This is a genomic window from Streptomyces sp. NPDC002092 (assembly GCF_053593775.1).
Genome location: NZ_JBSFDG010000010.1, coordinates 315,198 through 336,503, shown reverse-complemented (window position 1 = coordinate 336,503; position 21,306 = coordinate 315,198). Strand labels below are relative to the sequence as shown.

Sequence of the window (21,306 nt, the reverse complement as noted above, 5' to 3'; positions counted from 1 at the left end):
CGCACGGACCTGATCCCCAGCACCGACGACAGGGCGAGCGCGCCGAGCGGGCGGGCCACCACGGCACCTGATGCGTGCACGCTCGTCCCCACCCCCATATGTCAGCGATGGCCGCGCGGCCCTGGTGGCAGTGCGGCCGGCAAGCGCTGCCACTGCGTCTGCTGCCGGGCGCTGTAGGCCCCGGCGCTGTAGGCGCTGTACGAGCTGCTGAACGATCCCGGCCGATGACCTCCGTGCGTCTCCGAACTGGTCGGAATGTTGCCGAAGGCGACGAACCCCAGGTTTTCCTCGCCGCTGCGGTCACCCGGCAGCGTGCGGAAGGACTTGACGTACTCGGACCAGAGCGCGTCGTAGATGGGCGTGGCCGAGTGGCTGCCCGAAATGTCCTGGGCCGAGCGGGCGGAGGGAATCGGCTGGAACGACTGGCGGCGGGGGATGTCGTATGCGTGCACGTATGTCCAAACGACCCCGAACTTCAAGGGATGCGGTTGATATCCGCCTCTTTGGGTGATCTCAGGTGCCCGCGAGCGGCATGGCGACACCGACCAGCTTCCCGTTGGCCGCCGCCTTGTCGAGCGCGTCCCGCAGCAGGTCCTCCCGGGGCTGACGCCCGATGGACCCCACCGGCGCGGCGAACATGAGCACCTGCTGGTGCTTGTTGGCGGCGGCCCGCCAGCCGTCGGTCACCTGCAGCGGCTGGTGCGCCTGCCACCACGCCACCGGCTGTCCGCCGTTCGTGCCGGGCTGCAGCACGGCGTGCAGCTGGCCCATGGCGAGCAGCACCGACCAGCCGTGCAGCACGGGCGGCACCTCGGACAGCTCCATGAGCGGCATGAACCCCTGCTCGATCAGCAGCGGCAGGAAGTCGTCGCCGAGCCCGGTCGTGCCCGGCCGCACGATGGGCCCGGTCGGCTCGACGACCAGCGCCGGGTGCAACTCCCCGGCGATCAGGACCAGTCCGCTGGTCACGCCGAGCACGGCCTGCTCGGGGACGACCTGGTCGGGGTCCAGGTCCACGGTGTCCCCGGAGATGGAGCGCACGGCCCCCTGGAGCTGCTCCTCGGTGACCTGGACGACCTGCGAGGGCAGGCAGGTGGCGTGGGCGAAGGCGAGGACGGCGGTCTCCTCGCCGACGAACAGGACGGTGCTGGTGCGCTCCTGTTCGGAGTCGCCCGGGGTGCGGCAGGAGGTGCAGTCGTAACTGCCGGGGGCGTTCTCTCCGGCGAGCAGCCGGTCGGCTTCCTCGTCGCCGATCTCGGCACGTACCTCGTCGCTGACGTCGAGCATGCGCGGCACGGGTGGCTCCCCTCGGGAAGTGTGAACCGGGCGGGTCCCGGGCTCATGAAGAAGACAACGGGCGATCTGTGGCGGGAGTCACGCTTCAGGGCGAACGGAGTCGAACCATCCACCGCGCAGGGTCACCGAAGGTGCGGAATCGGGCACTCACTGTCAAGTCCTTGGATATCCAAGGAAGTTGGTTGCGTGAAGTGAGTCACAGACTCTCGGGCCTCATGGTCGACAAATCAGGAAATCAGCGAATTAAGTGGGTGGCCGGACATTGCTGATACCGGCGGTAACGGCGAACTGGCCTGGAATGACAAGCAGTTGGTTGCTGACGCCCCGACAGGCTCCTTAGATTCCTCCGCCGTGTGCAACGAGCACCGCTCGGGAACGTCCGCCGACCGCACCAGCCAGCAGTACCAGCAGAAAAGCGATCACCGGCGGACGGGGCGGAGTGCGGCGACCGGCCCATGTGCCGTGAGCGCGCCCCGCCTTGGGGGAGCCCGGGTGTTTCGAGAGGGAATTACATGTCCGAGTGTGCCGATACCAGCCGTGACAACGTCCGCAGGAACCGTACGACGGCGCTCCTCGCCGGGGCGGCACTGCTCGCCCCGCTCGGGCTGCTGGCCGCGACCGGCAACGCCGCGGCGGCGGACGGCGGGGTGTGGGACCGCATCGCCCAGTGCGAGAGCGGCGGCAACTGGCACATCAACACCGGCAACGGCTACTACGGCGGGCTGCAGTTCTCCGCCGGCACCTGGCGCGCGTACGGTGGCACGGCCTATGCGCCGACGGCCGCCGGGGCCTCCAGGGAACAGCAGATCTCCGTGGCCACCAAGGTCCAGAACGCCCAGGGTTGGGGCGCCTGGCCGGTCTGTTCGGGACGGGCCGGAGCGTACGGCAGCGCACCCGCGGCCTCCTCCGGCTCACGGGCCACCGAGTCCGCATCGGACACCAAGTCGGAACCGGTCGCCAAGTCGAAGCCGTCGAAGACGCCGGCACGTTCGACGGGCCACCCGGCGCGCGGTGCCTCCCGCGGCGACTACACCGTCCGCGAGGGCGACACCCTGAGCAAGATCGCCGACCGGCACGGGACCACCTGGCAGCGGCTGTACGCCGCCAACAAGGCCGTCATCGGCTCCGACCCCGACCTGATCGTGCCCGGGCAGCAGCTCGACCTCTGAGCCGCTCCCCCTCACCGAAGGGCTCCGTCCGGTCGTCCGACCGGGTGGGGCCCTTCGGCCCATCGGACGCGCCGGAGCGGTCGCGGGCCGCCCACTGCTTACCGTGGCCCGATGTTCCGCATGCACCGTACGCAGTTCGCACTCGCGCTGGCCGCCGCCCTGTTCGGCGCCCTCGTCCCCGTCACGGCGCAGGCGGCACCACCGCCACCGCTGCCGGGAACGCTTCCGGTGCACCTCTCCTACGCCTACGCCTACGCCTGCGCCAAGGACCACTGGCCCTGGGGCTGCATCGCGGACTGCGAGAGCGGCGGACAGTGGGACATCAACACCGGGAACGGCTTCTACGGCGGCCTGCAGTTCCGGCAGTCCACCTGGAAGTACTTCGGCGGGCTGAAGTACGCCCCGCGCGCGGATCTCGCCAGCCGCGAGGAGCAGATCGCCGTGGCCGAGAAGGTGCTGGCCGCCCAGGGATGGGAGACCTGGCCGGCCTGCTCCCAGCGCTACCGACTCCAGGGGCGCGTGCACGCCGTCCACGCCGGCGAGACGCTGGTGTCGATCGCGGACAGATACGGCATCGACGGCGGCTGGCTGTCGCTGTACCGGGCCAACAGGGACATGGTCGGCGAGCACCCCAACCGGCTGAACGTCGGTACGCAGCTGCTCATCCCGCGGGGCTCGGCCCGCGCCCGGGAGCCGTACCAGGACTTCGAGGCGGCCGGCCCGCCCCTGTCCGAGGACGAGGCTCCCGTTCGCCCGCCTCTCCGCTGAACGCGACGGTGCCGCGGCGCAGTTCGTACACGATGACCCCCCTCCGGTCCTGCAGCCCGGGCGGCAGTCGCTGCTCGGCGATGACGACGCAGGCGTCGAGGGCGCCCAGCAGCTCGTAGGTGCGGGCCGCGACCGCGGGGGACATCCCCTGCGCGGGCTCGTCGACGAGCACCACGCGTGCGCGTGCCAGCAGGGCGCGGGAGAGCGCCAGCATGCGCTGCTCGCCGCCGGAGAGGGTGCCGGCGCGGCGCGTGAGCAGCGGCTCCAGCTGCGGGTACGCCTCCAGGGCGAAGCCATGGTCCTTGGACGCCAGTTCGAGGTTCTCTTGCACGGTGAGGGAGGCGAACACGGCCTGCCGCTCGGGAACCAGACACAGCCCCCGCCGGGCCCGCTCGTACGCAGGCATCCGGCTCACGTCCACGCCGTCCCACACCACCGCGCCACCCGACAGCGGCACGAGGCCGGCCAGCGCGCGCAGGGCGGTCGTACGGCCGGATCCGTTGCGGCCGAGCAGGACGGTGAGGCCGGGGCCGGGGGCGGCGAGGGTGACGCCGTGCAGGGCCTCCAGGGGGCCGTACCGCACGCGCGCGTGGCGCAGGGAGATGGTCATGGGCCCGCCTCCCCGGTGCCGAGGGCGCCGAGGGTTTCGAGTACGTGTCCGGGCGGGCCGGAGGCGACGATGCGGCCCGCCGTCATGACATGCACGACGTCCGCGAGGTCGGCGACCAGGTCGAGGTCGTGCTCCACCACGAGGAGGGCGGTGCCGTCGGCCGCCAGGGCCTTCAGCACCCGTGCCAGGGCGGCGACTTCGGTGCTGTCGAGGCCGGCGGCGGGTTCGTCGAGCAGCAGCACGCGGGGGCTGCCCGCGAGGGCTCTGGCCAGTTCCACGCGGCGCAGTGTGCCGGTGGGGAGGTCCGCGGCGGGCAGGGTCCGTGCGGGGCCGTCGAGCGCCAGCAGCCGCAGCGTCCGCTCCACGGCGCCCGGGTCGTTCACCAGGCCCTGTTCGGCGCCTACGCGGATGTTCTCGGCCACCGTCAACGACGGGAAGACGGCCAGCTGTTGGAAGGTCCGCGCAATGCCGAGGCGGGTGCGGGCGTGTGCCGCGAGGCGCGTGATGTCCCTCGTGCCGAAGCGCACTTGCCCGTGTGTGGGGTGAAGGGTGCCTGCCAGGCAGTGGAACAGGGTGCTTTTCCCTGCCCCGTTGGGGCCGACGACGGCGGTGATCTGTCCCGGGGGGACGGTGAGGGTGACTCCGTCGAGGGCTTGGAAGCCGCCGTAGCGGGCGTGGAGCGTGTGGGCTGTGAGAGTCGGTGCGGGTGTTTGGGGGTGCACCTGGCCTTCGGCCGGGTTCGGGGTCCCACCCGCACCACCCGTGGCACTTTCGTTGTCGGGTGCGGGTGGCCCTTGTAGGGGTTGAGCACCGTCGGCGGCTGCCGGACGTTTTCGCGGGGAGCCGGTACCGGCCGCAGGCCGCCGGGCCAGCCGCGGTTCCGCGGCGCCCAGCCGCGCCCGTAGACGTAGCCCCATCGGGGTCAGCCTCGCCCCCCGCCGTAGCCGCAGGGCTCCCGCCGCCCTGCGCAAGGCCTCGTACGGGCCGCCCGGGAAGCGGCCCACGAGTGCCGCCAGTACGCCGATCAGTGCTGCCGCCACGCCGCCGCGGGCGCCCGCGTCCAGGCCCACCAGGAGGGCGGCCGCGGCCAGGGCGCCCAGGGTGCTGTCGGCACCCAGTACCACGACGGCGGCGAACCACAACAGGCTGCGCACCGGGTCGTAGGTGCTCGGGTCGAAGGCCCGCAGGCCCATGCCGAGCATGCCGCCGCCGAGCGCGGCCAGGGCGGCGCCCGAGACGAAGGCCAGGAGCTTGAGCGAGGGGACCTGGACGCCGGCCGCCGAGGCGCCCGACTCGTGGTCGCGCATGGCGGCCAGGGCCCGGCCCGTGCGGCCTCGGCGCAGTGCCCGTGTGGCCAGCAACGCCACTGCCAGCAGGGCCAGTTCGAGGACGTAGTAGGCGCGGTCGCCGTCGAAGCCCGCCGGGCGGTCCAGGGCGAGGCCGGAGGTGGCGTACGGCTGGGCGAAGACGAAGCGGCTCACGCCGACGCCCACCGCGAACGTCGCCAGTGCGAGGGCGAGGCCCTGGCGGCCGATCGCCGGCCAGCCCGTCAGCAGGCCCAGGGGAGCGACCAGGACGACCGCCACCGCCAGGGCGGCCAGTTCGGGCAGGCGCGGCAGCAGCGGGAAACGGCCCGCCGCGAGGAGGGCCGTGAACAGGGCACCCAGGCCCGCGTACGCGGCCTGGCCGAGGGAGATCTGACCGCCGCGGCCCGTCACGACCACCAGGGACAGCAGGACCACGCCCAGCGCCGGCACCTGGACGGAGGTGTGCAGGTCGGAGCCCGCGAAACCCAGGGGGAGAAGGAACAGGACGACGGCCACTATCCATGCGCCCGGCGGTGTCGGCACGCGCGCGGTGGCCGTCCGGGGAAGCGCGTCGCGGGTGCCGATCCGCGGCAGCACCAGGGCCGCGACCAGCAGCGCCACCACGAACAGGTTCGCGCCCACCGCCTGCAGCAGAGGTTCACCCCAGCCGGCGGGATGCAGCCGCGTCAACTGGCTCTGCGCGATCCCGATGCCCAGCGCCACGACGACGGCCACCGGCAGGTTCCGCATCCGCGCCGCCACCGCGACCGCCACCACCTCCATGACGAGCAGCGGCAGGCCGTACGGGTCCAGGCGCACGTACGGCGCCAGCAGCGCCCCCGTCAGGCCCGCCGTGAACGCACCGAACGCCCAGCCGGCCGCCGCCACCCGGTCCGCGTCGATCCCGCCGAGCACCGCGAGCTGCCGGTCGTCCACCACGGCCCGCAGCTCCCGCCCGAACCGCGTCCAGCGGATCACCGTTCCGACGCCGACGGCCAGCACGAGCACCACGGCCAGCTGGCCCCAGGGGTCCTCCGAGACCAGTTCGGGGGCATCGTCCCGGGCGCCCTGCCCCCACACCAGCGCCGCCCCGCCGACCAGCAGCACGAAGACCCCGATCGACGCGACGAGCGTCTGCGCCGGGTCGCTGCCCAGGACGGCGAGCGGCCGGAAGACGAACCGCTCCAGGACCACGCCGATCGCCGGGGCCAGGACGACGAGCGTCACCGTCGCCCCGAGCCACAGCGGCCAGCCCCACTCGACCACGCACTGCCGCAGCACATACGCGCACACCATCGCGATCGCGCCGTGCGCGAAGTTGAGCACGCCGGTCGCGCGGTACGTCACGATCAGGCCGATCCCGGTGAGCGCGGCCGCGCTGCCGACGGAGAGGCCGGCGAGCGTGAGGTCGTACGTCAAGGAGGACATCGAGAGGACTTCAGTCGGTCTCGTCGGCGGGTTCGCAGATCGGGCACGGGCCCAGCTCGCCGCTCTGCAGCAGTTTCGCGTCGACCGGTACGGCCTCCACCTTCCCGGAGACCAGCGGGCAGTCCGCACGGTGCCACAGCGTGCCGCCCGGCACCATCAGCAGGTCACCGCTGACCGCGAGGGGCAGGGCGGCCGCTTGCCGGGACTCGTCGGCGTCGGGGGACTCGGCGGCGACCAGGAGACCGTAGAGCTCCTCCACACGCGCGGCGGCGAGCGCGCCCCGCCCATGGGTGAGCAGCACCGACCCGGCGATGATCAGCGCGGCGCCGGGGACCGTGCAGGAGGCGAGATAGGGCAGCTGACGCTCGGCGTAACGCTCACCGGAGATGCCGTACCAGCCGATGACGCACAGCACCGCACCCGCGGCGAGCGCGGCCCAGCCGGCCCACAGGACGGGGTGCACGGTCCGCAGTCGGCCTGTCCGCATCGCTGGCTCCCACAGTCGCGAGTCTGTGCATGTGCCTGTCCATGTCAGCCAATGGCTTGCACTATGCCTCCTGGAAGCTGACCCTGAAAGCACCGGGCGCACCTTGCCCGGACCGACACCCGGTGGTGAGCCAGATGGTTCTCGGGAGCGACCTCAGGCGGAGGAACGCAGGCAGGGGGCGCGGCCCAGGGGCGGCGGGACGGGGTACGGCGTTCGCAGCCGCCCTCGTTCTCATTCTCGCCCCGGTCCTCGCGGCCTGCAGTGACAACAGTGGTGGGGGCAGCCAGAGCACACCCCCCACTCCGTCCGTGGAGAAGACGACGAGCGCGCCGGCCACCGCGCCCGCCGACCCGGCGGCGGCCAAACAGGAGATCAGCAGGAACTGGCAGACTTTCTTCGACCCCAAGACGCCCCTGGCCCAGAAGCAGAAGGTCCTGGAGAACGGCGAGCGGATGGCGCCTGTCCTGAAGGCCTTCAGCGGTGACAAGCGCGGCGGGCAGGTGCAGGCGAAGGTCCAGAAGATCGAGTTCACCTCGCCGACCCAGGCGACCGTGACGTACACCCTGACCCTGAACGGCGCGACCGCCCTGCCGAGCGCCTCCGGGACCTCGGTCCAGCAGAGCGGCACCTGGAAGGTGTCCGTCAACACGCTGTGCGCCCTGGTCAAGCTGAGCGGCGATGCGTCGGCCTCGCCGGCACCCGGCTGCTGAGCACGCGGCCGCCGCGGCGCTGCTGCTCCTGCTGGGCACGGCCTGCGGCAGTCGCCTGCCGGAGAGCGACTTCGAGCACGGCGGCCGCACGAACGCGCCCGCGCCCACCGGCGGGACGCCCGTCCGCGTCGGCATCATCACCAGCGCCACCAGCCCGGTCGGCGGCAACACCTTCACCGGCCCGCGCGACGGCGCCAAGGCCTTCTTCGACCGGCTCGACGCGCTCGGGGGCATCGACGGGCACCCGGTCGAGGTGCGGGAGTGCGACGACGGCGGCAGCGGCGTCGGCAACAACACCTGTGTGCACCGGCTGGTCGACGAGGACCAGGTCGTCGCCCTGGTCGCCACCACCGCCCTGGACTACGCGGGCGCCTCCCGGGTCTCCCACGCGCGCGTGCCCGACATCGGCGGCCAGCCCATCGGCGCCGCCTACGACACCTGGCCGCACCTCTACGGCATCTACGGCAGCCTCGCCCCGAGGAACGGCACCCCCGGCTGGAACGGAAAGCTCTACGGCGGCACGGAGGTCTACCGCTACTTCAAGCGCGAGAAGGGCGCCCGCACGGCCGCCGTCGTGTCCTACAACCAGGCCGCGTCCGCCGCCTACGCCCGCCTCGTCGAGCAGGGCCTGAAGGCCGAGGGCTACAAGGTGGTCACCGAACAGGTGGACTTCGCGCTGCCCAACTTCCGTGCCGCCGCCGCCGATCTGAAGCAGCAGGGCGCCGACCTGGTCTTCGACGCCATCGACACCCACGGCAACGCCCAGCTGTGCAAGGCGATGGACGAGGTCGGCGTCAAGGTCATCGCGAAGGTGACCAACGTACAGAACTGGACGTCGACCGTCCCCGACGACTACACGGACTCCCCGCGCTGCCGTAACGCCCTCTGGGCGACCGGCTCCAGCCGGAACTACGAGGACACCGGCAACGCGGCCGTACGGCGGTTCCGGGACGCCACCAAGGCCCTGAAGACGCACTCACAGTGGCAGTTGGAGGGCTGGGCGGCCGCCATGTGGTTCACGGACGCGGCGAAGTCCTGTGCACGGACGGGCATCACGCGCGCGTGCGTCGACGCCTTCATGAACCGCAGTGAGAACTACACCGCGGGCGGGCTGCTGGTTCCCGTCGTCTTCGAACGGCTGGCCGAGCCGCCGAAGCACCGCAGGGCCTGTGTGTCGGTGGCCCGCTGGCAGGACGGCAGGGGCTGGGTGTCCCAGGGAGACATGAACGGCAACTGCTTCGACGTGCCGCAGCTCTCCTACCAGCCGTAGTCCGGTGCCGGCCGTGGTCCGGTCGACCGTGGTCCGGGTAAAGGGCAACCAAAGCGCCTGTTCGCGGGTCTAACCGAGAAGCACAGGCCGAGAGGGGATCTGTACCGCATGACGACGGTGGCTCCGCAGTCCACACCGCTGCGCGCCGACTGCATCGCCGACTCCGCGGGCGGCCTGACCTTCGACGTCCGCGCGGTCGGGGAGACGGCCACGGCCCTGCTCGTGCTGCGCCGCCGCGACAGCCGCTACACCCACGACGACGTGTACCTGCCGCTGACCCCCGCCGCGGACGGGCGGCTGCGCGCCGCGCTGCCCAGCATCGTCGCCCTCCCCGAAGGCCGCTGGGACGCCTACGCGCGCGTGGACGCCGGCGAGCCGCGCCGCCTGGCGCCCGGCGTCACCGATCTGCGCTCGCTCGCCGCCCGTACCCCCAGCGGCTCGGGCGGCCACGTCGCCGTCCGCATCCCGTACGCGACCCGGCAGGGCAACCTCACCGTCCGCAGCTGGCTGCGCGCCCCGCACGCCGAGGCGGGCGAACTGCGCATCAGACAGGGCGTGTTGACGGTGCCGGGGCGGGTGTACGGCATCGAGCTCGGCCCGGACGCCCATGCCGAGCTCCGCGGCCGGCACGCGCCCGTTCCGGTGCGGCGGACCGAAGTCCTCGCCGACCGCACCGAGTTCCGCTTCAAGGTGGTCTACGGCGCTCTGGAGCCGGGCCGGTGGGACCTGTGGTTGCGGCCGGCGGGGGAGGTGGGGCCGGCGGTGCGGATCGCGCGGCTGCTCGACGACGTGGCCGACAAGAAGCCCGTGTTCACCTATCCACGTGTGCGCGTGGACGCGCCGTACGGCCCCTTGGAGGCCGGGCCTTACTACACACAAGACAACGACCTGTCGGTGTCCGTCACCGCGGTGAACCCACCCCCTAGGACTGCCCTTTAGGACAGCAGCGGTCCGCAACGGCTGGCAGACTCGGAGCCATGTTGGAGACCTCGGCACGACTGCTGCGTCTGCTCTCGCTCCTCCAGGCCCACCGCGAGTGGTCCGGCGCCGATCTCGCCGACCGTCTCGGTGTCACCGCGCGCACGGTGCGCCGGGACGTGGACCGGCTGCGCGAGCTGGGCTATCCCGTCAACGCCAGCCCCGGCACCGGCGGTGGCTACCAGCTGGGCGCGGGCGCCGAGCTGCCGCCGCTGCTCCTGGACGACGACGAGGCGGTCGCCGTCGCCGTCGGGCTGCGCACGGCCGCCGGACAGGGCATCGAGGGCATCGGAGAGACCTCCGTACGGGCCCTCGCCAAGCTGGAGCAGGTGCTGCCGAACCGGCTGCGCCGCCGGGTGGGCGCCCTGAACGCGTTCACCGTGCCGATGCTGCGCGGCCCGCGGCCCTCCGCCGTCGACCCGGCCGTCCTGACCGAACTGGCCAACCTCTGCCGGGACTGCGAACGCCTGCGCTTCGAGTACAGCGACCACGGGGGTGCTTCGAGCCGCCGGACCGTCGAACCCCACCGCCTGGTGTGCTCCGAGCGCCGCTGGTACCTGGTCGCCTGGGACCTCGGCCGCGCGGACTGGCGTACGTTCCGCGTCGACCGCATCACGCCGAAGCCGCCGCACGGCCCGCGCTTCGCGCCGCGCACCCCGCCCGCCGAGGACCTCGCCGCGTACGTCTCGCAAGGCGTCTCCACGCGCGCGTACGCCTCACATGCCGTCGTACGGCTGCTCGCACCCCTGGAAGAGGCGGCGGAGCGCATCTCGCCCTCGGCGGGGCAGTTGGAGGCGGACGGCCCCGACGCCTGCATTCTGCGCACCGGGGCGGCGAGCCTCGACGTCATGGTGATCCACGTGATGATGACGGGCTTCGACTTCGAGGTCCTGGAGCCCGTCGAGCTCACCGAGGCGATCAGGACGGCCCGGGACCGGCTTTCTCGCGCTCTTCTCCGAGAGGCTCCTCGGGCGTCGCCGCGAACTCGGGATGGTGCAGGTCGAACGCCGGGGACTCGGAACGGATCTTCGGCAGGATCGTGAAGTTGTGCCGCGGCGGCGGGCACGAGGTCGCCCACTCCAGCGAGCGGCCGTAGCCCCAGGGGTCGTCGCTCTCGACCTTCTCGCCGTACTTGGCGGTCTTCCAGACGTTGTAGAGGAACGGCAGCGTCGACATGCCGAGCAGGAACGCGCCGATCGTCGAGATGGTGTTGAGGGCCGTGAAGCCGTCCGCCGCGAGATAGTCGGCGTACCGCCGTGGCATGCCTTCCGCGCCCAGCCAGTGCTGCACCAGGAACGTGGTGTGGAAGCCGATGAAGAGCGTCCAGAACTGGATCTTGCCCAGCCGCTCGTCGAGCATCTTGCCGGTGAACTTGGGCCACCAGAAGTAGAAGCCGCCGAAGATCGCGAAGACGACCGTGCCGAACACCACGTAGTGGAAGTGCGCCACGACGAAGTAGGTGTCCGAGACATGGAAGTCCAGCGGCGGCGAGGCCAGGATCACCCCGGTCAGACCGCCGAACAGGAACGTCACCAGGAAGCCGCACGCCCACAGCATCGGCGTCTCGAAGGACAGCGAGCCCTTGATCATCGTGCCGATCCAGTTGAAGAACTTCACGCCGGTGGGCACGGCGATGAGGAACGTCATGAAGGAGAAGAACGGCAGCAGCACCGCGCCGGTGACGAACATGTGGTGCGCCCACACCACCACCGACAGTCCGGTGATCGCCATCGTCGCGCCGACGAGGGTGAGATAGCCGAAGAGCGGCTTGCGGCTGAAGACGGGGAGGATCTCCGTGACGATGCCGAAGAACGGCAGCGCGATGATGTACACCTCGGGATGGCCGAAGAACCAGAACAGGTGCTGCCACAGCAGCGCCCCGCCGTTGGCCGCGTCGAAGACCTGCGCGCCGAACCGCCGGTCCGCCTCCAGACACAGCAGCGCGGCCGCGAGCACCGGGAACGCCATCAGGATGAGGATCGAGGTGAAGAGCGTGTTCCAGGTGAAGATCGGCATCCGGAACATCGTCATGCCGGGGCAGCGCATCCCGATGATGGTGGTGATGAAGTTGACCGCGCCGAGGATCGTGCCGAAGCCCGCCAGCGCCAGCCCCATGATCCACAGGTCGGGCCCGACTCCGGGGGAGCGCACCGCGCTGTTGAGCGGCGCATAGGCGAACCAGCCGAAGGCGGCGGGACCGCCGGGCACGAGCAGCGAGCCGAGCACGATCAGGCCGCCGAACAGGAAGAACCAGTACGACAGCATGTTCAGCCGCGGGAAGGCGACGTCGGGGGAGCCGATCTGCAGCGGCATCAGCTCGTTGGCGAAGCCCGCGAACATCGGCGTCGCAAAGAGCAGCAGCATGATCGTGCCGTGCATGGTGAACAACTGGTTGAACTGGTTGTTGTCCATGATCTGCAGCCCCGGCCGGGCCAGTTCGGCGCGCATCAGCAGCGCCATCACCCCGCCGGTCAGGAAGAACAGGAACGAGGTGATCAGGTAGAGATGCCCGATCTTCTTGTGGTCGGTGGTGGTCAGCCAGTCGACGATCACCCGGCCTTGACTTGTCGGCACGGGTTGCGCCGCCGCCTGCACGGTCTGGGTCCCCATCGCTCGCTCGCCCCTTCGCTCGTCGCGCCCCGGGTCCGCTGAAGCCCGCGTCACCCCCGGCCGCGAGCTCACGTCATGATGCGCGCACCGTCGCGCGCTCCGACAGGGGGCGTGCGGGGGTTCTGTGCTGGAACCGTGCATTTTCTACGCGGTGTCAGCTCTCATGGACCCGCCGGGAATCGGACCCGAAAGAAGTCCGGGATCAGTTCTCACGGCACTTTCCGACGGGCTATTCGGAGAGCGGCGGCGACACGCGGGAATTACGTTCGATTGCCTGCGGAAGGCCTACGGAACAGGTACGGAACCGCTCGTACGTGTGACACCCGCAGCGCAGTAGTTGATGTCACATGAGCCGAAACACGTGTCGTGATCCTGTGACAGAAGTGTGACCGGAGGGGGATGCGGGCCCTGTGGGACGGCCCCGCCTTCCCCGGCAGCGGGGCAGGGCCTAGCGTGGCGGCATGGCACCGATTCCCGCTCCGCAGGCGGAGCCCCAGGACAGTCCGGATGCGTATGTCGGCCTCGATGCGGCCGGCGCCGAGCGGCGCGCGCGGGAGCGCGGCTGGTCCACGGTGCGCTCGCTGCCGCCGGGGGCGATCATCACGATGGAGTACCGCACGGGCCGGCTGAACTTCGAGGTGGAGGACGGCCGGGTGGTGCGGGCCTGGAAGGGCTGACAGATTGACGAGGCCCCGGTTCCCGAACGGGAACCGGGGCCTTCGCCGTGCGGGGGTGGATGTGCGTACCGCCCCGCTGTCGTGTGCCCTCAGCCGCCCGTCAGGGGCGGGCCGTGGAGGTCGTGGCGCCGCGCGGGATGCGGTCCGCGTGCGGTGGGCGGCGGCTGCCGGCCGGAGTGACCGGTGTGCGCTCCGAGCGTGCCGTGTGCGGGCCCGGGGCCAGATAGACGGGCGCCCGGGCCGAGCGGGTCCCGGAGCCGACCGTCTCGCGTGCGGCGGCCTCGTCCTGCGCGGTCGTACGCGGCTTGAGCAGCACCGGAGCGCCCACGGGGGCGGCCGGCGCGGTGGCACCCTTGCGGGCCCGCCAGCGGTCGCGCAGGTCGAAGAGGGCGACCTCGGCCTTGGCGATCAGCGGCTCGCACCAGGGCAGGGCCAGCAGGATCAGCAGGCCGGCGGCCCAGCCCAGGAGCACATCGCTCAGCCAGTGCGTACCGAGGTAGACGGTGGCCATGCCCACGCCCAGCGCGGTCAGTGCGGAGAGGGCGGACAGCCAGCGGCGGGCCCTCGGGGTGGAGGCGAGGTAGGCCAGGATGCCCCAGGTCACCACGGCGTTGGCGGTGTGGCCGCTGGGGAATATATCGCCGCCCTTGCCCATCTCGTTCGAGCCGATCACGGTCGCGTAGTGCGGTCCGAGGCGGCCCATGCCGTACTTGGCGGCGCCCACCGTGATGTTCAGCAGCAGCAGCGAGGCGCCCAGTGTCAGCAGCGGGCGCAGGGTGTGCTGCCGCCAGGAGCGCCAGCCCAGCCAGGCCGCGACCATCACCGCGGTCGGGCCGCGCTGGCCGAGCACGACGTAGTAGTCGACGAACCAGTGGATGCCCTGCCACTGCTGGTACGGCCGGAAGAACATGACCTGCCAGTCGAAGCGGACCAGCCACGACGTGGTCACGACGAGATACACGATCGCCAGGTAGAAGGCCAGGGTCCCGGTCAGCAACGCGACCCGGTGCCGGCTCATCCTCGGCACATCGAGGTTGGCCGGTCGTTCCGGCTCCCGGTCCAGTCTGGCGAACACCCGGTCCAGACGGGTGAGGTTTCGTTCGGTACGCACCCAATCGACGTTACAGCGAGTGAGGTAAGTTCTCCGTCTCTTCAGCTGCTTTGTGATGACGATGTGATGTGGGATTCCTCTCAGCGGTGGGTTTATTTCCAAGGAATCCGCAAAGTCCGGCGGCCGCTCCCTTCAATTCCTTTGATCATTCCGCGAACCAGTTTTATGGGACTTATGAATTCGTTCACCGAATGCTGGGGCTGATTTACCCGGGCGCTCACCGGCCCCCGCGAGTCGATCATGGGGGACCGGAGCCGTTCAGCCAGAACGCTCCGTACACGGCCGATGCCACCGCGACACCGCCCACCACCAGTGCCGACCGGGACGTACGCAGCCGGGACAGGGCCAGCGCGAGGGGCAGCAGCAGCGGGAAGGCGGGCAGCAGCAGGCGCGGTTTCGAGCCGAAGTAGCTCGACGCGCACAGGGCGAGCGCCGTGACCACACCCGCGTAGACCAGCAGCGGAAGCGGCTGGCGCTGCCGTACGCAGACGACGTAGAGCCACACCACAAGGCCGACCCCGAGGACGATCGCGGCGGCCGCGAGAGCCGACGGGAACGACGTGAACTTTTCGGCGACGAAGCGGGCGAAGGCCAGACCGCCGTCGAAGCCGTTGCGCCAGCCCGCCTGGACGTCCAGATAGCCCAGCGGGCCTCTGCCGGTGCGGTGGCCGACCCACAGGACGTAGCCGACGGCGCCCAGCGGGGCCAGGAGCATGGCCAGGGCGCGTCGTACGGCCGCGGGGGCGCGCGGTTCGCCCGGCGCGCCGCCGGATGACACGACGCGCTGCGTGGAGCCGTCCCCGGGCGGCGCGGGAGTGCACTCGCCCGCGCGCGCCTCCGCCGCGCTCCGCTCTCGCACGAACGAGACCGTCCCGGCTGCCCACACCGCCGCGACGACGGCGAGCCCGACCGGCCGGGTCAGCCCCGCCAGCGCGGCCAGCGCGCCCGCCGTGAGCCAGCGGCCGGTCAGGACCGCGTACAGCGACCAGGAGGCGAGCGCCGTGAACAGCGACTCGCTGTACGCCATCGACTGCACGATCCCGACGGGCAGCACCGCCCACAGCAGCACCGCGCACACCCCGGCCCGGCGGTCGTACACATGTTCCACGACGGCGAAGATCCCCCAGGCCGCCGCGAGCGAGGCGAGCAGGCTGACGACGAAACCGGCGTCGGCGTACGACAGCGGGCTCACCGCCGCCAGGCCCCGCTCCAGCCAGGGCAGCAGCGGGAAGAAGGCGAGATTCGAGTGCACGTCGCCATTGGGCAGCCGCACCTCGTAGCCGTAACCGAGTTCGGCGACCCTCGTGTACCAGAGCGCGTCCCAGCGGGCCGTCAGCAGCGTGTACGCGCTCTTGCCGCGCGCGGCGCTCCACAGGGCCAGCACGAGCAGGCTCAGGGCGCGCACGGCCACGTACCCGAGGAGGGCCGGGACCGCACGGCGCAGGGCCGTCTCGCGCGGCGACGCAACGCGTGTCACAAGGTCGGTCACGGGCTCGATTATCGACGGCCGACGGAACCGGAAGGCCCGGCGGGGCGTGACCCGGAAGGAGGGGGAGTGGCGTACGCCACACCGGTCCGTGCGAAGTCTGAGAGGTCCGACACGTGACCTTTACACGAACTCGCGTACGCTGACGTGTCACTCGCCTTCGTTGCGCGGGCCGGAGACCACCGCTCCTCTCCGGCCGAGATCACGGGGAGTCCCCACCCCGTGTGCCCGCCGACCGCGAGGGAACATCTGGGAGGTACGTACATGTCCGGGACGACCACGGCCGCCGCAGCGCTGCGCCGTCGGGCGGCCGGGGCCGGTGCCAACCGCTGGGTCGTGCTCGTCGTCCTCTGCGTGAGCCTGCTGCTGGTCGCGGTCGACGCGACCGTGCTGCACGTGGCGGTCCCCGCCGTCACCGAGGACCTCAGGCCCGGCGCGATAGAACTGCTCTGGATCGTCGACGTCTACCCCCTCGTCTGCGCCTCGCTGCTGATCCTCTTCGGCACGCTCGGCGACCGGGTGGGCCGCAGAAGGATCCTGCTGCTCGGCTACGGCCTGTTCGGCGTCGCCTCCGGCCTCGCGGCCCTCGCCCACGACCCGCAGGTGCTGATCCTCGCGCGGGCGCTGCTCGGCGTCGGCGGCGCGATGATCATGCCCGCGACGCTCTCGATCCTCCGCCAGGTCTTCCCCGACCGGCGTGAGAGGGCCCTCGCGATCGGCATCTGGAGCGCGGTCGCCGCGGTCGGCGCGGCGGTCGGGCCGCTCCTCGGCGGCTTTCTGCTGGAGCACTTCTGGTGGGGTTCGGTCTTCCTCGTCAACATCCCGCTGATGCTGGTCAGCCTGCCGGTGGGCCGGCTGCTGCTGCCCGAGTCGCGGGGCGCCGGTGACGGCCCCTGGGACGTGGTCGGCGCACTGATGGCCGCCGCCGGGCTGTTCGGCGTGGTGCTGGGCGTCAAGCGGCTGGGCGGCGGCGAGCTGGGTCTGTTCACCGTGGCGCCGCTCGTCGTGGGCGCCCTCCTGCTGGTCCTTTTCGTACGGCGGCAGCGGCGCCGTACGCATCCGCTGGTGGACCTCGGGATGTTCGCGCGGCCCGCCTTCAGCACCGCCGTGGGCTGCATCGTGCTGGCGATGCTCGCACTGGTCGGCCTCGAGCTGATCGCGGCGCAGTATCTGCAGCTGGTGCTGGGGCTGTCGCCGCTGGAGACGGGGTTGCGACTGCTGCCGCTGACGTTCGCGGCGATGGCGGCGGGGCTCGCGGGCGCACGGATGCTGCGCCGCTTCGGCCCGCGCCGGATGGTGAGCTTCGGGTTCTGCCTGACCGCCGGGGCCGTGGTGCTGCTGACCGTGATGGGCGGGTCCGACAACGCGGGGCTGATGGTGGCCGCGTTCATGCTGCTGGGCTTCGGCCTGGAGACCACGCTCTTCGGGGCGTACGAGTCGATGCTGAGCGAGGCTCCGCCGGAGCAGGCCGGTGGGGCCGCGGCGATCGGTGAGACCTCGTACCAGCTGGGGGCGGGGATCGGTATCGCGCTCCTCGGAAGCGTGATGAACGCCGCGTACACGCCCGGACTGGCGTCCGTTGCGGGGGTTCCTTCGTCGGCCTCGGCCTCTGCGTCGCATTCGCTGGGCGAGGCGTATCAGGTTGCCGCGCAGTTGGGCGGGCCCGTGGGGGTGGCTCTGCGGCGGGCCGCGCGGGACTCCTTTGTGCACGGGCTGCATGTGACGCTGCTGGTCAGCGCGGCTCTTTTGCTGCTGGGTGCGGTGATGGCGCTGCGGTTGCCTCGGATCATGCACTGCGGCGAGGCTGCGGCGGCTGTGGAGTTGCCGGCGCCTCGGGAAGTTGCCGACTCGCGGGTCTCGGCCTGACCGATTTGCGGCTCCGCCGCGGGGTCGTCAGCTGTCTGCGGCACTGTTGTGGCTGGTCGCGCAGTTCCCCGCGCCCCTGAGGGGCGCGGCTGTACTGGACGTGCGCGACACTGCACCGTAACGTCGCTCTGGAAATCGTAACTAGCGCTGCTAGTTTTCGCCGTGTGCCGGAGGGTGTCCCATGTCCGCGTCCTCGAAGCTGCCTCCCTTCGATCCCGCCGACCCGCTCGGCATCGATGATCTGCTCGACCCGGAGGACCTCGCCGTCCGGGACACCGTCCGTGCCTGGGCCGCCGACCGGGTGCTGCCGCATGTCGCCGACTGGTACGAGAAGGGGGAGCTGCCGGAGATCCGGGAGCTTGCCCGCGAGCTCGGCGGGATCGGGGCCCTCGGTATGTCGCTCAGCGGGTACGGGTGCGCGGGGGCCAGTGCCGTGCAGTACGGGCTTGCCTGTCTGGAGCTGGAGGCCGCCGATTCCGGGATCCGGTCGCTGGTCTCCGTGCAGGGGTCCCTCGCGATGTACGCCATCCACCGGTTCGGCAGCGAGGAGCAGAAGCAGCAGTGGCTGCCGCGCATGGCCGCCGGTGAGGCCATCGGGTGCTTCGGGCTGACCGAGCCCGACCACGGGTCCGACCCCGCCTCGATGCGCACGCACGCCAAGCGGGACGGCGACGACTGGGTCCTCAACGGGCGGAAGATGTGGATCACCAACGGATCCGTGGCGGCCGTCGCCGTGGTGTGGGCCCGGACCGAGGACGGGATCCACGGCTTCGTCGTGCCCACCGACAGCCCCGGGTTCTCCGCGCCGGAGATCAAGCACAAGTGGTCCCTGCGGGCCAGTGTCACCAGCGAACTCGTCCTCGACGAGGTACGGCTGCCCGCCGATGCCGTACTGCCGGAGGTCGTCGGCCTCAAGGGGCCGCTCAGCTGTCTCTCGCACGCCCGCTACGGGATCGTCTGGGGTGCCATGGGTGCGGCCCGCAGCTGTTTCGAGGCCGCCGTCGACTATGCGAAGTCACGGGAGCAGTTCGGGCGGCCCATCGGGGGCTTCCAGCTCACCCAGGCCAAACTCGCCGACATGGCGGTCGAACTGCACAAGGGGATTCTGCTCGCCCACCATCTCGGGCGGCGCATGGATGCCGGCCGCCTGCGTCCCGAGCAGGTCAGCTTCGGCAAGCTCAACAACGTACGAGAGGCCATTGAGATCTGCCGCACGGCACGGACGATCCTCGGTGCCAACGGGATCTCGCTCGAATACCCCGTCATGCGGCACGCCACCAACCTCGAGTCGGTGCTGACCTATGAAGGCACCGTCGAGATGCACCAGCTCGTACTGGGCAAGGCGCTCACCGGACTCGACGCCTTCCGGTGAACCCTGCGCGGGGGCAGGGCCGGTGAGCGGCCCTGCCTCAGCTCTGGTTGAAGAAACCGTCCGAACGGTGCGAGGCCGGCTCCCCGCTGATGATTTCCGTGTCGGCGGGGGTGAGCAGGAAAACGCGGTTGGAGACGCGGTCGATCGAACCGCGCAGACCGAAGATGAGCCCCGCCGCGAAGTCGACGACGCGCTTGGCGTCGGACGCCTCCATGGCGGTGAGGTTCACGATCACCGGGACACCCTCGCGGAACAGCTCCCCGATGGCGCGGGCGTCCCGGAAGCTGTCCGGGGTCACCGTGCCGATACGGCGGCCCTTCTCCTCGGCGGTGTCCGAGGCCACCTTGACCCGCGGGTCGGTGACCCAGGCATCCCCGGGCTGCTCGGTCCCTTCGGAGTAGTCGTCGTCGTAGTAACGCTCGTCATCGTTGTCGTCAACGAGGCCAAGCCAGGCACTCGCCTTGCGTACCGATCCCATGGACGCCTCCTCTCACAGCGGTCCTTCTTGCTTTCCGCATCCCTATGGTCATCCATGATGCGGTTGGCGCGCCAAGTGGATAGACGCCGCGCGGGGGGTTTGTGACGGTACTGGTGCAGAGCGAATCCGTCGAGAGCCCGCGTTTCCCAAGGGTCGTGCTGTACACGGATGCTGACTGTGAGTGAAATATGATTCTTCACGGCGTACGGGTGACGGGCACTGCGTACGGGTGAACGCGGTGGTCGGTACGATGCGGCAGCTCAACGCCGTATCAGAAGCAGCACCAGCACCGGAAGTCACACGAGCCACGGGGGAATCGTCGTGTTCGGAATCGTCAGGCCTTGTCGGCATCGGCTCGGTGAGAACCTCAAGTCCCAATGGGTTGCCCATTTGTGCGGACTGTGTCTCGCACTGCGCAAGGACCACGGTCAGTTCGCACGAGTCGTGACCAACTACGACGGGCTGCTCATATCCGTTCTGACGGAGGCTCAGGCCGCGCAGGCCGCCGGGTTGCGGCGCACGGCGGGGCCTTGTCCGCTGCGCGGGATGCGCACCGCGACCGTCGCGCAGGGGGAAGGGGCGCGGCTCGCGGCCGCGGTGTCGCTGGTGCTCGCCTCGGCCAAGGTCCGGGACCACCTCGCCGACGGGGACGGGCTGCTGGCACGGAAACCGGTGGCGCTCGCCGCGCGCCGGGTGGCCTCGAACTGGGACGCGGCGGGGGCCCGTACCGGATCCGCCGTCGGGTTCGACACCGCGGTGCTCGTGGACGCCGTGGACCGGCAGACCGGCATCGAGGCGCTCGCCGGGCCCGGGACACCGGTTCTGACCGTCACCGAACCCACCGAGACGGCGACCGCGGCGGCCTTCGCGCACACCGCGGTCCTGGCCGGACGGCCGGGCAACGCCGAGCCGCTCGCCGAGGCCGGGCGGCTGTTCGGGCGGCTCGCGCATCTCCTGGACGCGGTGGAGGACAGGGAAACCGACGCCGCGTCGGGTGCCTGGAACCCGCTCACCGCCACCGGAACCCCGCTCACCGAGGCCCGGCGGCTCGCCGACGACGCCGTGCACGGGATCCGGCTGGCGCTGCGCGAGGTGGACTTCGTGGACAGCGGGCTCGCCCACCGGCTGCTCGTGCACGAACTGCGCACCTCCGTCGACCGCGCCTTCGGCACCGCCTCCTGCGCGCACGGGTCGGCGCCTTCGCTGTCGGGGCCGTATGCGCCACCCGGCGGCCCCGGTGGGCCGTTTCTGCCGCCCCAGCCGCCCCGGCGTGAACGGCGTGGGCTGCTCGCGGGCTGTGCGGTGTGGGCCGGGCTGGCCTGTACGTGCCAGCTGTGCTGCGGTGAGTACGAGGACCCGTGGAGCCGTGAGCGCAAGGAGGGCCTGTGCAACGACTGCGACGACTGCTGCGATTGCTGTGACGGCTGCAATGGCTGCGGCGACTGCTGTGACGGGTGCGACTGCTGCGACTGCTGCGACTGCGGTTGTGATTGCTGATTCGCTACCGCAGGTGTCGTATACGGAATGCGCCGCGCCAAGCGGCCACCTGGCGCTTCCCGAAGATCCTGTGTCCGCAACGTAAAAGAAGAAGATGATCTGGTGACCGGTGCCCCGTGAGGTCGTTGGGCGGAAGCAGAACCATTTCTGTCCCTGTCCCAACTCGCCACCCACATAAGGCACTTC

General features: G+C 71.0%; 18 protein-coding genes and 1 pseudogene. 10 read left to right on the top strand and 9 right to left on the bottom strand.

Annotated features, from left to right (window positions below):
* Positions 1-101 precede the first annotated feature (101 nt).
* Complete coding sequence (locus ACWCRD_RS24705) at positions 102-452, bottom strand: hypothetical protein (RefSeq protein WP_450967940.1); 351 nt, start codon at positions 450-452, stop codon at positions 102-104.
* A gap of 61 nt (positions 453-513) precedes the next feature.
* Complete coding sequence (locus ACWCRD_RS24700; RefSeq protein WP_344404128.1) at positions 514-1,296, bottom strand: hypothetical protein; 783 nt, start codon at positions 1,294-1,296, stop codon at positions 514-516.
* A 512-nt stretch (positions 1,297-1,808) separates the two neighbouring features.
* Here ACWCRD_RS24700 and ACWCRD_RS24695 point away from each other — a divergent pair.
* A complete protein-coding gene (locus tag ACWCRD_RS24695; RefSeq protein ID WP_450967939.1) occupies positions 1,809-2,465 on the top strand; it encodes a transglycosylase family protein in 657 nt (218 codons plus the stop codon).
* Positions 2,466-2,576: 111 nt separating this feature from the next.
* On the top strand, positions 2,577-3,233 hold the full coding sequence (locus tag ACWCRD_RS24690; protein ID WP_450967938.1) for a transglycosylase family protein: 657 nt from the start codon (positions 2,577-2,579) through the stop codon (positions 3,231-3,233).
* Here ACWCRD_RS24690 and ACWCRD_RS24685 read toward each other — a convergent pair.
* The 3 genes from ACWCRD_RS24685 to ACWCRD_RS24675 are packed head-to-tail and all read right to left on the bottom strand — an operon-like array spanning position 3,127 to position 7,065.
* A complete protein-coding gene (locus ACWCRD_RS24685) occupies positions 3,127-3,843 on the bottom strand; it encodes an ATP-binding cassette domain-containing protein (protein ID WP_450967937.1) in 717 nt (238 codons plus the stop codon). The two genes, ACWCRD_RS24690 and ACWCRD_RS24685, sit on opposite strands and share 107 nt — an antisense overlap.
* Positions 3,840-6,578, bottom strand: a complete 2,739-nt coding sequence (locus ACWCRD_RS24680; protein WP_450967936.1) for an ABC transporter permease subunit — start codon at positions 6,576-6,578, stop codon at positions 3,840-3,842. The genes ACWCRD_RS24685 and ACWCRD_RS24680 overlap by 4 nt, the downstream gene beginning before the upstream one ends.
* Before the next feature lie 10 nt (positions 6,579-6,588).
* Positions 6,589-7,065 carry a hypothetical protein gene (locus ACWCRD_RS24675; RefSeq protein WP_450967935.1) on the bottom strand — a complete coding sequence of 159 codons (477 nt, stop codon included), beginning with the start codon at positions 7,063-7,065 and terminating at the stop codon, positions 6,589-6,591.
* A 134-nt stretch (positions 7,066-7,199) separates the two neighbouring features.
* On the opposite strand from ACWCRD_RS24675, the gene ACWCRD_RS24670 reads away from it, so the two are divergent.
* The 4 genes from ACWCRD_RS24670 (at position 7,200) to ACWCRD_RS24655 (ending at position 11,066) form a co-directional block, all read left to right on the top strand.
* Entirely contained in the window at positions 7,200-7,775 is a 576-nt protein-coding gene (locus ACWCRD_RS24670; RefSeq protein ID WP_450967934.1) for a hypothetical protein, read from the top strand.
* Positions 7,744-9,045, top strand: coding sequence for an ABC transporter substrate-binding protein (locus ACWCRD_RS24665; protein ID WP_450967933.1), 1,302 nt, complete (start codon positions 7,744-7,746; stop codon positions 9,043-9,045). Before ACWCRD_RS24670 ends, ACWCRD_RS24665 begins: the two co-directional genes overlap by 32 nt.
* A gap of 108 nt (positions 9,046-9,153) precedes the next feature.
* A complete protein-coding gene (locus ACWCRD_RS24660) occupies positions 9,154-9,984 on the top strand; it encodes a hypothetical protein (RefSeq protein ID WP_450967932.1) in 831 nt (276 codons plus the stop codon).
* A 38-nt stretch (positions 9,985-10,022) separates the two neighbouring features.
* Complete coding sequence (locus ACWCRD_RS24655; protein WP_450967931.1) at positions 10,023-11,066, top strand: helix-turn-helix transcriptional regulator; 1,044 nt, start codon at positions 10,023-10,025, stop codon at positions 11,064-11,066.
* Here ACWCRD_RS24655 and ctaD read toward each other — a convergent pair.
* Positions 11,065-12,633 (bottom strand): annotated as a pseudogene (gene ctaD / locus ACWCRD_RS24650) (aa3-type cytochrome oxidase subunit I); the annotation flags it as partial. The gene ACWCRD_RS24655 and the pseudogene ctaD sit on opposite strands and share 2 nt — an antisense overlap.
* A 461-nt stretch (positions 12,634-13,094) precedes the next feature.
* Between ctaD and ACWCRD_RS24645 the strand changes: the two are divergent.
* A complete protein-coding gene (locus ACWCRD_RS24645; RefSeq protein ID WP_099927802.1) occupies positions 13,095-13,310 on the top strand; it encodes an I78 family peptidase inhibitor in 216 nt (71 codons plus the stop codon).
* Positions 13,311-13,410: 100 nt separating this feature from the next.
* Here the strand turns inward: ACWCRD_RS24645 and ACWCRD_RS24640 are convergent, their stop codons facing one another.
* Together ACWCRD_RS24640 and ACWCRD_RS24635 are read right to left on the bottom strand one after the other, a co-directional pair.
* Positions 13,411-14,421 (bottom strand): phosphatase PAP2 family protein, encoded by a 1,011-nt coding sequence (locus tag ACWCRD_RS24640; RefSeq protein WP_450967930.1) that lies wholly within the window; start codon positions 14,419-14,421, stop codon positions 13,411-13,413.
* Between the two features lie 238 nt (positions 14,422-14,659).
* Complete coding sequence (locus tag ACWCRD_RS24635; RefSeq protein ID WP_450967929.1) at positions 14,660-15,910, bottom strand: mannosyltransferase family protein; 1,251 nt, start codon at positions 15,908-15,910, stop codon at positions 14,660-14,662.
* A gap of 261 nt (positions 15,911-16,171) precedes the next feature.
* On the opposite strand from ACWCRD_RS24635, the gene ACWCRD_RS24630 reads away from it, so the two are divergent.
* Positions 16,172-17,773, top strand: coding sequence for an MFS transporter (locus ACWCRD_RS24630; RefSeq protein WP_450967928.1), 1,602 nt, complete (start codon positions 16,172-16,174; stop codon positions 17,771-17,773).
* 181 nt (positions 17,774-17,954) lie between these two features.
* Positions 17,955-19,145 carry an acyl-CoA dehydrogenase family protein gene (locus ACWCRD_RS24625; protein WP_450967927.1) on the top strand — a complete coding sequence of 397 codons (1,191 nt, stop codon included), beginning with the start codon at positions 17,955-17,957 and terminating at the stop codon, positions 19,143-19,145.
* A gap of 37 nt (positions 19,146-19,182) precedes the next feature.
* Here ACWCRD_RS24625 and ACWCRD_RS24620 read toward each other — a convergent pair whose 3' ends face one another.
* On the bottom strand, positions 19,183-19,623 hold the full coding sequence (locus ACWCRD_RS24620) for a cell division protein SepF (protein WP_115909036.1): 441 nt from the start codon (positions 19,621-19,623) through the stop codon (positions 19,183-19,185).
* A gap of 321 nt (positions 19,624-19,944) precedes the next feature.
* On the opposite strand from ACWCRD_RS24620, the gene ACWCRD_RS24615 reads away from it, so the two are divergent.
* On the top strand, positions 19,945-21,120 hold the full coding sequence (locus ACWCRD_RS24615; RefSeq protein WP_450967926.1) for a DUF5685 family protein: 1,176 nt from the start codon (positions 19,945-19,947) through the stop codon (positions 21,118-21,120).
* Positions 21,121-21,306 lie beyond the last annotated feature (186 nt).